Source organism: Streptomyces sp. NPDC034111 (assembly GCF_055575375.1).
Genome location: NZ_JBVIST010000001.1, coordinates 147,595 through 162,163, shown reverse-complemented (window position 1 = coordinate 162,163; position 14,569 = coordinate 147,595). Strand labels below are relative to the sequence as shown.

General features: G+C 71.0%; 9 protein-coding genes and 1 pseudogene. 6 read left to right on the top strand and 4 right to left on the bottom strand.

Annotated features, from left to right (window positions below):
• The first annotated feature begins 193 nt into the window (after positions 1-193).
• The 4 genes from uvrB to ACZ55A_RS00755 all read left to right on the top strand — a co-directional run bounded on the left by uvrB (position 194) and on the right by ACZ55A_RS00755 (position 6,470).
• Positions 194-2,344, top strand: a complete 2,151-nt coding sequence (uvrB, locus tag ACZ55A_RS00770; protein ID WP_468831032.1) for an excinuclease ABC subunit UvrB — start codon at positions 194-196, stop codon at positions 2,342-2,344.
• Between the two features lie 150 nt (positions 2,345-2,494).
• Positions 2,495-3,073, top strand: coding sequence for a TerD family protein (locus ACZ55A_RS00765; RefSeq protein ID WP_468831029.1), 579 nt, complete (start codon positions 2,495-2,497; stop codon positions 3,071-3,073).
• 98 nt (positions 3,074-3,171) lie between these two features.
• Positions 3,172-5,214 (top strand): TerD family protein, encoded by a 2,043-nt coding sequence (locus ACZ55A_RS00760; protein WP_468831026.1) that lies wholly within the window; start codon positions 3,172-3,174, stop codon positions 5,212-5,214.
• 266 nt (positions 5,215-5,480) lie between these two features.
• Entirely contained in the window at positions 5,481-6,470 is a 990-nt protein-coding gene (locus ACZ55A_RS00755) for a TerC family protein (RefSeq protein ID WP_468831023.1), read from the top strand.
• An 81-nt stretch (positions 6,471-6,551) separates the two neighbouring features.
• Here the strand turns inward: ACZ55A_RS00755 and ACZ55A_RS00750 are convergent.
• From ACZ55A_RS00750 to ACZ55A_RS00735, 4 genes and pseudogenes are all read right to left on the bottom strand, one after another.
• Positions 6,552-7,110: pseudogene (locus ACZ55A_RS00750) on the bottom strand (LD-carboxypeptidase).
• 53 nt (positions 7,111-7,163) lie between these two features.
• On the bottom strand, positions 7,164-7,820 hold the full coding sequence (locus tag ACZ55A_RS00745) for an MBL fold metallo-hydrolase (protein WP_468831020.1): 657 nt from the start codon (positions 7,818-7,820) through the stop codon (positions 7,164-7,166).
• A 9-nt stretch (positions 7,821-7,829) separates the two neighbouring features.
• Positions 7,830-8,573: a maleylpyruvate isomerase family mycothiol-dependent enzyme gene (locus tag ACZ55A_RS00740; protein ID WP_468831017.1), complete on the bottom strand. Its 744-nt coding sequence runs from the start codon at positions 8,571-8,573 to the stop codon at positions 7,830-7,832.
• Positions 8,574-8,782: 209 nt separating this feature from the next.
• A complete protein-coding gene (locus tag ACZ55A_RS00735) occupies positions 8,783-10,342 on the bottom strand; it encodes an FAD-dependent monooxygenase (protein WP_468831014.1) in 1,560 nt (519 codons plus the stop codon).
• A 71-nt stretch (positions 10,343-10,413) separates the two neighbouring features.
• Here ACZ55A_RS00735 and ACZ55A_RS00730 point away from each other — a divergent pair, with 71 nt between their 5' ends.
• Both ACZ55A_RS00730 and uvrA read left to right on the top strand, forming a co-directional pair.
• Positions 10,414-11,133 (top strand): TetR/AcrR family transcriptional regulator, encoded by a 720-nt coding sequence (locus ACZ55A_RS00730; protein WP_468831011.1) that lies wholly within the window; start codon positions 10,414-10,416, stop codon positions 11,131-11,133.
• A 280-nt stretch (positions 11,134-11,413) separates the two neighbouring features.
• A complete protein-coding gene (gene uvrA, locus ACZ55A_RS00725; protein WP_468831008.1) occupies positions 11,414-14,443 on the top strand; it encodes an excinuclease ABC subunit UvrA in 3,030 nt (1,009 codons plus the stop codon).
• The last annotated feature ends 126 nt before the right edge of the window (positions 14,444-14,569 follow it).

Here is a 14,569-nt window from a genome sequence, read left to right as displayed (position 1 = left end):
GCTCCGAGCCGCTGCCGAGCCGGTGCCGGGGACTCTCCGGAGGTGTGGCCGCCCCGCCCGCGCCACGCCGATGCCGCCGCCCCGTCGCCCGCACTCGCCCAGCGGCCCGGCCCGCCCGCCGGTGCTGCGGTGAATGCGCAGGTCGGAGCAGTGGCCACACCGATTGTCAGTGGTGAGTCGTACGGTGGATCCCATGCGGCCCGTATCAAAGATCGAACGCACGGTGGCGCCTTTCGAGGTCGTCAGCCCCTACCAGCCCAGTGGTGACCAGCCGGCGGCCATCGCCGAGCTGGAACGGCGCATCCGCGGGGGTGAGAAGGACGTCGTCCTGCTGGGTGCGACCGGCACCGGCAAGTCGGCGACCACCGCGTGGATGATCGAGAAGCTGCAACGCCCGACGCTCGTCATGGCGCCCAACAAGACCCTCGCGGCCCAGCTCGCCAACGAGTTCCGCGAGCTGCTGCCGAACAACGCCGTCGAATACTTCGTCTCCTACTACGACTACTACCAGCCCGAGGCGTACGTCCCGCAGTCCGATACGTACATCGAGAAGGACTCCTCCATCAACGAGGAGGTCGAAAGGCTGCGGCACTCCGCGACGAATTCGCTGCTCACCCGGCGTGACGTCGTCGTGGTCGCCTCGGTGTCCTGCATCTACGGCCTGGGCACGCCGCAGGAGTACGTCGACCGGATGGTCCCCCTGAAGGTCGGCGACGAATTCGACCGCGACCAGCTGCTGCGCCGCTTCGTCGACATCCAGTACACCCGCAACGACGTGGCCTTCACCCGGGGCACCTTCCGGGTCCGCGGCGACACCATCGAGATCTTCCCGGTCTACGAGGAGCTGGCCGTGCGGATCGAGATGTTCGGCGACGAGATCGAGGCGCTGTCCACGCTCCACCCGCTCACCGGCGAGGTCATCAGCGAGGACCAGGAGCTGTACATCTTCCCGGCCAGTCACTACATCGCCGGCCCGGAGCGGATGGAGCGCGCCATCGCCGGCATCGAGGCCGAGCTGGTGGAGCGGCTCGCGGTGCTGGAGAAGCAGGGCAAGCTGCTGGAGGCCCAGCGGCTGCGGATGCGCACGACGTACGACATCGAGATGATGCGGCAGATCGGCTCCTGCTCGGGCATCGAGAACTACTCGATGCACATGGACGGCCGCGAGCCCGGCTCCGCGCCCCACACCCTCATCGACTACTTCCCGGAGGACTTCCTCCTGGTCATCGACGAGTCGCATGTCACCGTCCCGCAGATCGGCGCCATGTACGAGGGCGACGCCTCCCGTAAGCGCACCCTTGTCGAGCACGGCTTCCGGCTGCCGTCGGCCATGGACAACCGGCCGCTGAAGTGGGAAGAGTTCCTGGAGCGCATCGGCCAGACCGTCTATCTGTCGGCGACCCCCGGCCCGTACGAGCTCGCCCGGGGCGACGGCTTCGTGGAGCAGATCATCCGGCCCACCGGCCTGGTCGACCCGGAGGTGGTGGTCAAGCCCACCGACGGGCAGATCGACGATCTGGTGCACGAGATCCGCACCCGCACCGAGAAGGACGAGCGCGTCCTGGTCACCACCCTCACCAAGAAGATGGCCGAGGACCTGACGGACTACTTCCTCGAGCTCGGCATCCAGGTCCGCTATCTGCACAGCGACGTCGACACCCTGCGGCGCGTGGAGCTGCTGCGCGAGCTGCGATCGGGTGAGTACGACGTCCTGGTGGGCATCAATCTGCTGCGGGAGGGCCTCGACCTTCCGGAGGTCTCCCTGGTGGCCATTCTGGACGCCGACAAGGAGGGCTTCCTGCGGTCCGGTTCGGCGCTCATCCAGACGATCGGCCGCGCGGCGCGCAATGTCTCCGGACAGGTGCACATGTACGCCGACAAGATCACCCCGGCGATGGAGAAGGCCATCGGGGAGACCAACCGCCGCCGGGAGAAGCAGCTGGCGTACAACAAGGAGAAGGGCATCGACCCGCAGCCGCTCCGCAAGAAGATCGGCGACATCGTCGCCACGATCGTCCGGGAGGAGATCGACACCAAGGAGCTGCTGGAGACGGGCTACCGCAAGGCGGGCGAGGCCAAGGAGGCCAAGGGCAGGACGCCGGTCCCGTCGTTCGGCGCGACGGCGGGGAAGCCAGGGAAGGCAGCGAAGGCCAAGGGCGGCAAGGCGGCCGAGGTGCTGACGGACCGTCCCGCCGCCGAACTGGCCGAACTCATCGAGGAGATGACGGAGCGGATGCGGGCCGCCGCGGCCGAGTTGCAGTTCGAGGTCGCCGCGCGGCTGCGCGACGAGGTGAGCGAACTGAAGAAGGAGCTGCGGCAAATGAAGGAGGCGGGGGTGAAGTAGGGGGACCGGTGGGCCGCGGGCCGGGCCCGCCCCGGTGTTGCAGAAGCGCCACAAAACGCGGGCCGTGTGCGCTCCCGGCCCGCGGTCGTGCGTAGGGTCGAGGAGGCCGCCGGAAAGCTGGGCGGGGACAGTACAGAGAGGGGACGGCGCGTGTCGGTCAATTTGTCCAAGGGGCAGGGCATCAGCCTGCAGAAGTCGGACGGCGGGACGCTGACCGCGGTGCGGATGGGACTGGGGTGGCGCTCGGCGCCGCGCCGTGGCCTGTTCGGGAGGCGGACCAATGAGATCGACCTCGACGCCTCGGCGGTGCTCTTCGCCGACAAGAAGCCGATAGACGTCGTCTTCTTCCAGCATCTGGTCAGCGATGACGGCTCCGTCCGGCACACCGGTGACAATCTGGTCGGCGGCGCGGGCCAGGGCGGGGACGACGAGGCGATCCTGGTCGACCTGGCGCGGGTGCCGGTGCACATCGACCAGATCGTGTTCACCGTCAACTCCTTCACCGGCCAGACCTTCGCCGAGGTGCAGGACGCCTTCTGCCGGCTGGTCGACGAGACCACCGGCCAGGAGCTGGCCCGCTACACCCTCACGGGCGGCGGCAACTACACCGCGCAGGTCATGTCCAAGGTGCACCGGGTGGGCAACGGCTGGCAGATGACCGCCATCGGTGAGCCCTCTGTCGGCCGTACCTTCCAGGACCTGGTGCCGGCGATCCTGCCGCACCTGTAACCACCACCGCCGCGGCAGCGCGCACCCGGGCCGCGCCGCCGCGCCCCGGGCCTGCGCCCGGCCCGGCCCGGGACGTACCACAACCAGGGGGAACGACGATGACGGCCGAGCTGGTCCGGGGCCAGAACCATCCATTGGACCGGACGCGGGTGGAGATCCGGATCGCCGCGGGCGGGCCCGTGGTGGCCGGAGTGACGCTCGGCGACGAACAGGGCAGGCTCCCGGGCGTCGAGGCGGTGGTCCATCCGGGTGCGCCCAGGCGCCCCGGCATCGAGGTCCCCCGCCAGGCGGCCGCCGAACACCGCATCGCGGTGGACCTGGACGCGCTGCCCGCCGCCGTCCACCGGGTGAGCGTGCTGCTGGCCCTGCCCACCGGCATCGGCACGCTGACCAGCTTCGGCGCGGCCGCCGCGCCGTCCGTCACGGTGACCGGCCTCGACGGCACCGGCCTGGCCCGCTACCTCCTCACCGGCCTGGGCGCCGAGTCCGCCGTGGTCGCGGTCGAGCTGTACCGCAGGCAGGGCGGCTGGAAGGTGCGCGCCGTGGGCCAGGGGTATGCCGATGGGCTCACCGCGATGCTGCGCGACCAGGGGCTGGTGCAGGCGGCGGAGCTGGCCGCGGAGATCGAGGAGGCGGTCGGCCTGGGGCAGGTCCGTGCCGTCCAGGCGCCGCCCGCGCCGGTAGCGGCGAACCGGCCCGAGGGGCACGCCCGTCCCGGGCATCCGGGGACGGGCCCCGCCGCCGCGCCCCAAGCGGCTGCCGCGGGAACCGGATCCGCCGCGGAACCCGCGACCGGGGCCGGACCCGCGACCGGGCCCATGGCCAAGGGGGCCACCCCGCCCGCGCCTTCCACCGGAGGGCCCATCGACTACCGGCACCCCAAGCGCCGCAGCGCCCCCGCACCCTCCGGTCCCGCAGCGGCCGCCGCGGCCGGCGGTCCCGACACCCCGCCGCCCCCGGTGGCCGGTGACGCCGCCGGATGGAGCATGGAGGAGCGGCTCTACAACCAGGTCTGGGGCATGTTCGAGGATCTGGCCCGTTCGGTCGCGGCGTACCGCAGCGCCTCCGACTTCGCCGAGTCCCGTCTGGAGCAGGAGCTCGACAAGGCCCTCGCCGACCCGCGCAACCGCCTCGGCACGGCCGCCGATGTGGCCCGCGCCACCGCCCGCGACAAGCACGCCGCCCTCGTCGCCCAGGCCCGCGCCGCCCTCGACCGGGACCTCGCGCAGCTCGCGGCCGAGTCGGCGGTCGTCGAACCCGCGCTGCCGCCCGCCCTCGCCCGCTGGGACAACCCCGTATGGCAGGGCTACCACGTCCCGCAGGAGCGCCCGATGGCGCTGCGTCTGGGCGATCTGCACCTCCCGGAGGTGCTGGACCTGCGCATTCCCATGCTGGTACGCCTCCCCCTGGAGCGCGGACTGTGGATCGACAACGGGCCCGACTCCTACGCCTGGGCCGGCCCGGACCCCGACCGTGCGTACGGCCGGCGGGAACTGGCCGGGGCGCTGACGGACGGTCCGCCGGACGAGGCCGAGCTGCGCCGGCTCGCCCTGGAGGCCGCCGTGGCGATCGCCGCCAGACTGCTCGCCGTCCACCCCGCCGGTGACTTCGCGGTCCAGGTCATCGATCCCGGCGGTACGGCCGGGCCCGCGCTGGCGCCGCTCCTGGACACCGGCGCACTGCCCGCCGCTCCGGTGCCCGGCGCCAAGGGGGTGGCCACGGTCCTGGAGGCGCTGACCCGGCGGGTGGACCTCGTCCAGATGGCCGTCCGCAGCCGTGCCGCGGACTGCCTGCCGCCGGATCTGGACACCGCCGACCAGCTGCTGATCGTCCATGACTTCCCGCACGGCTTCGACGACCGCGCCGTGACCCAGCTGCGCTATCTGGCCGATGAGGGCCCCGCGGTCGGGGTGCATCTGATGATGGTCGCCGACCGTGCCCAGACCCGGGAGTACGGCCCGGTGCTGGACCCGCTGTGGCGGTCCCTGCTGCGGATCACTCCGGTGCCCGACGCGCATCTGGCCGACCCCTGGGTCGGCCACGCCTGGACGTATGAGCCGCCGCTCGCCCCCAAGGGGAGCCAGGTGGTCCGCCAGGTGCTGAGCCGTCTCGCGGACGCCCGCCGTGCGCAGCGTCGCTGAGCCGCCCGAACCCGCCCCCACGAGGCAGAGGTTCTGACCATCAGGCCCTGACCAGGGCCTTTGCCCCTTTCTTTACTAACCCTTGGTCTTCCTTTACTCTTCTTGGTGCGGAGGGGAGTATTCCCACTACGACGTACCCGTCATCACGGATAGCGAGTGTGACGAGATCCCGGGGCGTCGGCCCCGTACCCCACCGGGGAACGGGGCGGAAGAGACCTCCGGCAGCGACGACGCTGTAAGTGCCGTACGACTCTGCCGGAGGAGCAGTGGACGTTTCCCTGACCCTGTGGGTGCTGACCATTCTCGGTCTGTGTGCCCTGATAGCCGCCGACTTCTTCATCGGTGGCCGCAAACCGCATGAGGTCTCCGTCAAGGAGGCCGGAATCTGGACCGCCGTCTGGATCGCGCTCGCCGCGCTCTTCGGCCTCGGGCTGCTGCTGTTCGGCGGTGCCGCGCCGGCCGGTGAGTTCTTCGCGGGCTTCATCACCGAGAAGTCCCTGAGCGTCGACAACCTCTTCGTCTTCGTACTCATCATGGCGAAGTTCGCGGTCCCGGCCATCTACCAGCAGCGGGTGCTGATGGTCGGTGTGCTGATCGCGCTGGTGCTGCGGGCCGGATTCATCGGCGCGGGCGCCGCGATCATCGCCAACTTCTCCTGGGTGTTCTACCTCTTCGGCGCGTTCCTCATCTGGACCGCGTGGAAGCTCATCAAGGAGGCGCGCGCCGAGGAGGAGGACGAGGAGTTCGAGGAGAACCGCTTCCTCAAGACGGTCGAGAAGCGCTTCCCGTCGACGGACACCTACCACGGCACCAAGCTGTTCATCGTCGAGAACGGCCGGCGCCTGATGACGCCGATGCTGATCGTCATGCTGGCGATCGGCACCACCGATGTGCTCTTCGCGCTGGACTCCATCCCGGCGATCTTCGGGCTCACCCAGGACCCGTACATCGTCTTCACCGCCAACGCCTTTGCCCTGATGGGTCTGCGGCAGCTGTACTTCCTGATCGGCGGGCTGCTCAAGAAGCTGGTCCACCTCTCGTACGGCCTGTCGATCATCCTGGGCTTCATCGGGGTGAAGCTGGTGCTGCACGCCCTGCACGAGTCCGGGGTGGCCGTTCCGGAGATCAGTATTCCGGTCTCGCTGGGTGTCATCTGTGCCGTGCTCGTCGTCACGACCCTCACCAGCCTGCGCGCCGCGAAGAAGCAGACGGCGGCCGAGCCGGAGGCGAATACCGAGGAGCGCATCGACGCCTGAGGCCCGGGGCCTCCTGCGCACCGCCGACCGCGCCCGGCTCCCGCTCCGCAACGGAGTGGGAGCCGGGCGCCGTTGCCCGCCTCAGTACGTGACGGTGACCCGTCGCGCCACCCTGTCGACCCGCACCGTCCCGCCGTACGGAATCACCAGCTGCGGATCGGTGTGCCCGAGGTCGACATCGAACACCGCGACGGTCTCCGGGGCGTACGCGGCCAGCGCTCGCAGTACCGCCGCGCAGCGACTCCGCGGTGAGCGGGTGCATCGCCCCCGGCCGGCCCAGTTCGCACATCACCGAGGCGCCGTGGAAGCCGATGATGCCGGTGTTCCAGTGCTCGCGGTCCAGATGGGGCAGCACGGTGAGCTGATCGTCGCCGCCGATGCTCGCGATCACCGCGGTGATGTCCGGGTCCGCGAACGTCGTATGCAGATCGGCGGCCCGCTCCCGCGGGGTGGCGCCCCTCTTCCGCGTGGTGGAGTACTCGACCGGCACCAGCCCGAAGTCCTTCTCCAGCCGGGCCAGGCCGAGTTCGTACGGGACCGGGAAGAGCTCCGGAAGCCCCGAGGAGGGCGAGAGCACGGCGATACGGTCGCCGGGCCGCGGGGCGGGCGGACGGTGGAGTACGGGGGGAGGCATGGGCATAGGCTGGAGCGCCGGCCCGCGGGCCGGCAGCTCCTTTTCCCTCGCCGGTCCCCCTACCAGCCGCGCTTGCGCCACTCCGCGAGGTGCGGTCGTTCCGCGCCGAGCGTGGTGTCGTTGCCATGGCCCGGGTAGACCCAGGTCTCGTCGGGGAGTTCGCCGAAGAGCTTGCGCTCCACGTCGTCGATCAGGCGGCTGAAGTTCTCGGCGCTGCCGAAGGTGTTGCCGACACCGCCGGGGAACAGACAGTCCCCGGTGAACAGATGCGGGGCGCCGTGCGGGTCGTCGTAGACCAGCGCGATGCTGCCCGGGGTGTGGCCGACCAGATGACGGGCCGTCAGCGTGACCCGGCCGACGGTGAGGGTGTCGCCGTCGTCGAGCAGGACGTCCGTGGGGACGGGGATGCCCTCGGCGTCGTACCGCCCCGCGTAGGTGCGCGCGCCCGTCGCCTCGACCACCTCGCGCAGCGCGCCCCAGTGGTCGCCGTGCCGGTGCGTGGTGACGACGGACTTGATGCCGCTGTCGCCGATCAGCGCGAGGAGCGTGTGCGGCTCGGCGGCCGCGTCGATCAGCAGCTGCTCATCGGTCGCCCGGCACCGCAGCACATAGGCGTTGTTGTCCATCCGGCCGACCGCGACCTTCGAGATCATCACGCCGGTCAGCTCGTGCACGTCGGCCGGTCCGCCGACCTTGACTGCTCCGCTGTAGCCCATGAACCCACTCTAAAGCGGGGGTACGACAGGCAGCGCGGTGCCGTGGCTGTCGAGTTCCGCGCTGTCGCCGCGGCCGGTGAGCCAGCCCACCAGGGCCGTTGCGGAGCCGCTCACCACCACGGGTGCGGCCTCGGCGCCCGCCCCGGGCTCCGTCCGCCCGGTGCGCCAGCGTCGGCCGTCGTCGGCGCGGAGCTCCAGGGCGGGCAGCTCGGGGTGGCCGGCGAACTTGACCGTGGCCAGGAACGTCAGCTCGCTGGTGACGAAGCCGGGCGAGAGCTGGTCGAGGGTGTGGCCGATGCCCAGGTCCACATGGTGCAGCTCCACCTCGGCGAGCCGGCGCAGCGGCAGCCGGTCGGCGCGTTCGACCACGCCGTTGCGCATCTCGACCTCGAACGCCCGGCGCTCCCGCGGCAGTGCGTCCGCCGCCGCGTCGAACCGCGCCGCGCTCTCCCGCAGATCCTCCAGATGGGCGGCCAGGGGCCGGCCGGCGTCCTGTTCGATGGCGGCGTCGCGGGCCCGGGCGCTCGGGTACATCGGCGTACGGACGTCCGTACGCGCCCAGGTGAGGAGGTTGACCAGCGCATCCGCGTTGCGCGCCAGGTGGGCGAGGACATGCCCGCGGGTCCATCCGGGGAGCAGGGATGGTTCCCCGACCGCCGCGTCGTCGAGCTTGCTCACCGAGACCAGCAGCCGTTCGGTGGCCTCGCGGACGGCCGCCACATCGTGCGGAAAGTCAGGCGTGGTGAGGGTCATGGTCCGACGCTAGCGCCACCAGGGCGAGTTCGGGAGGCGGCGGGGGCCGATCGGGGGCGTACGCGGGCGGGGCAGGCGGCGCACACCGAGGGCGGCACGTACGGGTGCGGCACATACGGAGGGGCGCCTGCGGGGAGGACGCGTACGCAGGGCGGCGCACACGGCGGCCGGGTGGCCGGCGCGGCGCCGCCCGCAAAGCTCGCCGCAGGTCAGACCGCCGCGCCGACGGGCGCGCCGAACCACTGGCGGAGCGCGGCGTCCAGTTCGTCCAGGGCGCCCGGAGCGGCGGGGGAGTCCGCGGCCCACGCCGTGCAGCCGTCCGGCCGTACCAGCAGGCCCGCCAGGCCCGGCCGCTCCGGGCAGCCGGCGGTCACCACCCGCAGCCGGCCCTCGTACCCGGCGGCGCGCCGGACCGGGCCTTCGCCGCCGGAGAGATCGAGCAACAGCCCCTGTCCGCCGCGCAGATGGTCCGCGAGCCGGCTGCCGTCGGAGAGCTCCAGATCGGGCGCGCTGCGGCCGGTCAGCGGATGGTCGCCCGGCAGGTCGTAGCGCTGCCACACACCGGAGATCTTCTTGGCGAAGAAGGTGGTGGCCGCGACCGTTCCGGTCAGCTCGGCGATCACCCCGCGCAGCGCCTGGGCGTGCGACTCCGGCCGCATCAGCGCCACTTGGGCCCGGGTCCACTCCAGGACCCAGGCGCCGACCGGGTGCCGCTCGGCGGTGTAGGTGTCGAGCAGCCCCTCGGGCGCCCAGCCGTGCACCGTCGCGGCCAGCTTCCAGCCCAGGTTCATCGCATCGCCGATGCCGAGGTTCAGCCCCTGGCCGCCGAACGGCGAGTGGACATGCGCCGCGTCACCGGCCAGCAGCACCCGTCCCGCCCGGTAGTCGGGTACCTGACGGGCGTTGTCCGTGAAGCGGGTCGCCGAGAGCACCTTGTGGATCCTGATGTCCTCCACGCCGGAGACCTTCCGCAGGGACTCCTCCAACTCCTGGGCGGTGACCGGTGCTTCGCGGTCCGCGGGCGGCCCGTCGAACTCCACGGTGAGGATCCGGCCGGGCATCGGGCCGTGGGCGTAGGTCCCGTTACCGGTCCAGTTCCAGCCCGCCCCCAGCTTCTCGGCGCCGGTCATCTCCACGAGGGCCTGATGGCCGGTGATCCCGGGATCCGTACCGGGGAACGCGAACCCAGCGAGTCGGCGGACCGTGCTGCGGCCGCCGTCGCACCCCACGAGCCAGCCGGTGCGCAGCGAGCCGGCGGAGGTGTGCACGACGACGCCGTCCTGGCCGGCGTCGAAACCGGTCAGCTCCACCCCGCGGCGCAGGTCGACGCCCAGCTCGGCGGCGCGCGCGGCGAGCAGCCGTTCCAGGACCTCCTGCGGCACCAGGCCGACCTCGGCGGCGGGGCCGGGGCCGTCGAAGTCCGGATCGGACTCGTCCAGCAGATCGCCGCGCAGCATGATGCCGGCGAAGTGACCGGCGAACCGCGGCGGACGCTGCACCCCGGGGGCGCCCGCGGCCTGCCGCTGCCGCAGGAACGAGCTGAACTTCTCCATGGCGCTGCGCTGCGCCGCTGCCAGTTCCGGGAGCAGCCCGCGCCGGTAGAAGGCCTCCGCGCTGGGGGAGTTGATCGCCCCCGCCTTGATCGTCGTATCGACCTCGGTCAGCCGCTCCAGGACGACGACCGGGACCTTGGCCAGTGCCAGTTCGCAGGCGAGCATCAGCCCCACCGGGCCGCCCCCTGCCACTACTACGTCCGCCTCATGCTTCATGGGCCCGAGTGTAGTCACTAAAAGTTTGTTGTGAATAAAAAATGGCGGGGAGTGCGGCCTAAGATGCGGGCATGGTGGATGAACGGCGGCGCGGCGGCGCGAGGACGGCCGGTGAGGGGCGGATCTCGGGCCAGGCGGAGGAGACCGGGTTCGGTGCGGAGGACGGACGGCTGACGCTGCGCGAGCGCAAGAAGCTGCGCACCCGGCAACGGATCTCCGGCGAGGCCACGCTGCTCTTCATCGAGCGCGGCTTCGACAACGTCACCGTCGCCGAGGTGGCCCGCGCCGCCGAGGTCTCCACGATGACCGTCTTCAATTACTTCCCGCGCAAGGAAGACCTCTTCCTGGACCGGATCCCCGAGGGACGGGAGCTGCTCACCCGCGCCGTCCGGGAGCGCGGTGCCGACCGGACGCCGTTGGCCGCGCTGCGCCGGCTCACCCTCGACCTGCTGGCGCAGCGGCATCCGCTGGCCGGTGTGGGGGAGGGGTTCGAGCACTTCTGGCGTACGGTGCTGGACTCGCCGGCGCTGCGGGCGCGGGGCCGCGAGGCGGTCGAGGAGATGGAGGACACCCTCGCCGGGCTGCTGGCCGAGGCCGCGGGGGGTGACGTCCGGCGGCCGGATCACGGGGCGCGGCTGGCCGCGGCGCTGATCATCGCGGGGATCCGGACCGCGTACGCCGAGGCCGCGGGCCGACAGCTGGCGGGCGACCCCGCGGAGGAGGTGGCCGCGGGGCAGACCGAGGTGCTGCGGCGGACGTTCGACGCGCTGGAGCGGGCGCTCTCGGCTTGACGGCGGGGGCGGGCTGTGCGGTCGGCGTTTGCGCAGCGTACGGGCGTGTGGCGGGGTGGGGAAGGTTGTGGCGCCGCCACACGTTTGGGTGAAGAGGGCTTGCGGGCCCCGTAAATCGAATGCGCGTGCTATAGGCTCGTGTGTGGCATCCCAAAGACAGTGCCGCGGCGGGCCCCTACCCTGGGGCGGGGCTCCGCTCCGCTTCGCCGCCTCTGCTCACACCGAGCGGCGGACGCAGAGCCGCGGCTCCCGCCCCCCTTCAAGAAAGGTGCCGACCGGCGTGGCCGACCGTCTCATCGTCCGTGGCGCTCGCGAGCACAACCTCAAGAACGTCTCGCTCGACCTCCCCCGCGACTCCCTCATCGTCTTCACGGGGCTCTCCGGGTCGGGCAAGTCCTCGCTCGCTTTCGACACGATCTTCGCCGAGGGGCAGCGGCGCTATGTCGAATCGCTCTCCTCCTACGCCCGCCAGTTCCTCGGGCAGATGGACAAGCCCGATGTGGACTTCATCGAGGGCCTGTCGCCCGCGGTGTCGATCGACCAGAAGTCGACCTCCCGCAACCCGCGCTCGACGGTCGGCACGATCACCGAGGTCTACGACTACCTCCGCCTGCTCTTCGCCCGTATCGGCAAGCCCCACTGTCCCGAGTGCGGACGGCCGATCGCCCGGCAGTCGCCGCAGGCGATCGTCGACAAGGTGCTGGAGCTCCCCGAGGGCAGCCGCTTCCAGGTGCTCTCCCCTCTGGTGCGCGAGCGCAAGGGCGAGTTCGTCGACCTCTTCTCCGACCTCCAGACCAAGGGCTACAGCCGGGCGCGGGTCGACGGGGAGACCATCCACCTCGCCGAGCCGCCCAAGCTCAAGAAGCAGGAGAAGCACACCATCGAGGTGGTCGTCGACCGCCTCACCGTCAAGGAGAGCGCCAAGCGCCGGCTGACCGACTCCGTCGAGACCGCCCTCGGGCTCTCCGGAGGCATGGTCATCCTCGACTTCGTCGACCTGGAGCCGGACGACCCGCAGCGCGAGCGGATGTACTCGGAGCATCTGTACTGCGCCTATGACGATCTGTCCTTCGAGGAGCTGGAGCCCCGCTCCTTCTCCTTCAACTCGCCCTTCGGCGCCTGCCCGGACTGCACCGGTATCGGGACCCGCATGGAGGTCGACCCCGAGCTGATCGTCCCCGACGAGGACCGCTCCCTCGACGAAGGCGCCATCCACCCCTGGTCCGGCGGCCACACCAAGGAGTACTTCGGCCGCCTGGTCGGCGCACTGGCCGACGCCCTCGGATTCCGTACGGACATCCCCTGGGCCGGGCTGCCGGCCCGCGCCAAGAAGGCCCTGCTGCACGGCCACAAGACCCAGATCGAGGTGCGCTACCGCAACCGGTACGGCCGCCAGCGGGCCTACACCACCCCGTTCGAGGGCGCCGTGCCGTTCGTCAAGCGGCGGCACTCCGAAGCGGAGAGCGACAGCAGCCGCGAGCGCTTCGAGGGCTATATGCGCGAGGTGCCCTGCCCGACCTGTGAGGGCACGCGGCTGAAGCCGATCGTGCTCGCGGTCACGGTCCAGGAGAGGTCGATCGCCGAGGTCGCGGCCATGTCGATCAGCGACTGTGCCGACTTCCTGCGGGACATGAAGCTCAACGCCCGTGAGAAGAAGATCGCCGAGCGGGTACTCAAGGAGGTCAACGAGCGGCTGAAGTTCCTGGTCGACGTCGGCCTGGACTACCTCTCGCTGAACCGCGCGGCCGGCACCCTCTCCGGTGGCGAGGCCCAGCGGATCCGCCTCGCCACCCAGATCGGCTCGGGTCTGGTGGGCGTGCTCTATGTCCTGGACGAGCCGTCGATCGGTCTGCACCAGCGCGACAACCACCGGCTGATCGAAACCCTGGTCCGGCTGCGCGACATGGGCAACACCCTGATCGTCGTGGAGCACGACGAGGACACCATCAAGACGGCGGACTGGGTCGTGGACATCGGCCCGGGCGCCGGCGAGCACGGCGGCAAGGTCGTGCACAGCGGCCCGATGAAGCAGCTGCTGGCCAACAAGGAGTCGATCACCGGCCAGTATCTGTCCGGCAAGAAGGCCATCGCGACGCCGGACATCCGGCGGCCCGCCGAGCCGTCGCGGCAGCTGACGGTCCATGGAGCGAAGGAGAACAACCTCCGCGACATCGACGTCTCCTTCCCGCTCGGGGTCTTCACCGCGGTCACCGGAGTCTCCGGCTCCGGCAAGTCGACGCTGGTCAACGACATCCTCTACACCCATCTCGCGCGCGAGCTGAACGGCGCCAAGTCGGTGCCGGGCCGGCACACCCGGGTCGCCGGTGACGATCTGGTGGACAAGGTCGTGCATGTCGACCAGTCGCCGATCGGCCGCACCCCGCGCTCCAACCCGGCGACCTACACGGGTGTCTTCGACCATGTCCGCAAGCTCTTCGCGGAGACGATGGAGGCCAAGGTCCGCGGCTATCTGCCGGGACGCTTCTCCTTCAATGTCAAGGGCGGCCGCTGCGAGAACTGCTCCGGCGACGGCACGATCAAGATCGAGATGAACTTCCTGCCGGATGTGTATGTGCCGTGCGAGGTCTGCCACGGTGCCCGCTACAACCGGGAGACGCTGGAGGTCCACTACAAGGGCAAGTCCATCGCCGAGGTACTGGACATGCCCATCGAGGAGGCACTGAGCTTCTTCGAGGCGGTGCCGACCATCGCCCGGCACCTCAGGACGCTCAACGAGGTCGGCCTCGGCTATGTCCGCCTCGGGCAGTCCGCGCCGACGCTCTCCGGCGGTGAGGCGCAGCGCGTCAAGCTCGCCAGTGAGCTCCAGAAGCGTTCGACGGGCAGCACGGTCTATGTCCTCGACGAGCCGACCACCGGTCTGCACTTCGACGACATCAGCAAGCTGATCAATGTGCTGTCCGGGCTGGTCGACAAGGGCAACACGGTGATCGTCATCGAGCACAACCTCGATGTGATCAAGACCGCGGACTGGGTCATCGACATGGGCCCCGAGGGCGGCAACGGCGGCGGACTGGTCGTCGCCGAAGGCACCCCGGAGGGGATCGCGTCGATCCCGGGCAGCCACACCGGCAAGTTCCTGCGGGAGATCCTGGGCGACCGCGTCAGCGACGCCGCGACGACGGTGGCCACGTCGGCGCAGAACCCGGGACCGGACGGCAACCCCGGACCGGCGAAGAAGCCGGCTGCCAAGAAGACCGCGGCGAAGAAGGCGGTGGCCAAGAAGACCGTGGCCGCGAAGAAGACGACGACGGCGAAGACGACGGCGCGGGCCCGTCGCGCCACGTCCTGAGGCGCCGGGCGCCCCGGCCGGGCTGTCACCCCTCCCCATAACGAGGGCGGTGGCGGCCCGCCGTCGGGTCACCGGGCCGCTTCCCCGCCCGCGGAGCCGACGGGCCGCACTGTCGCGAGGGCCGGG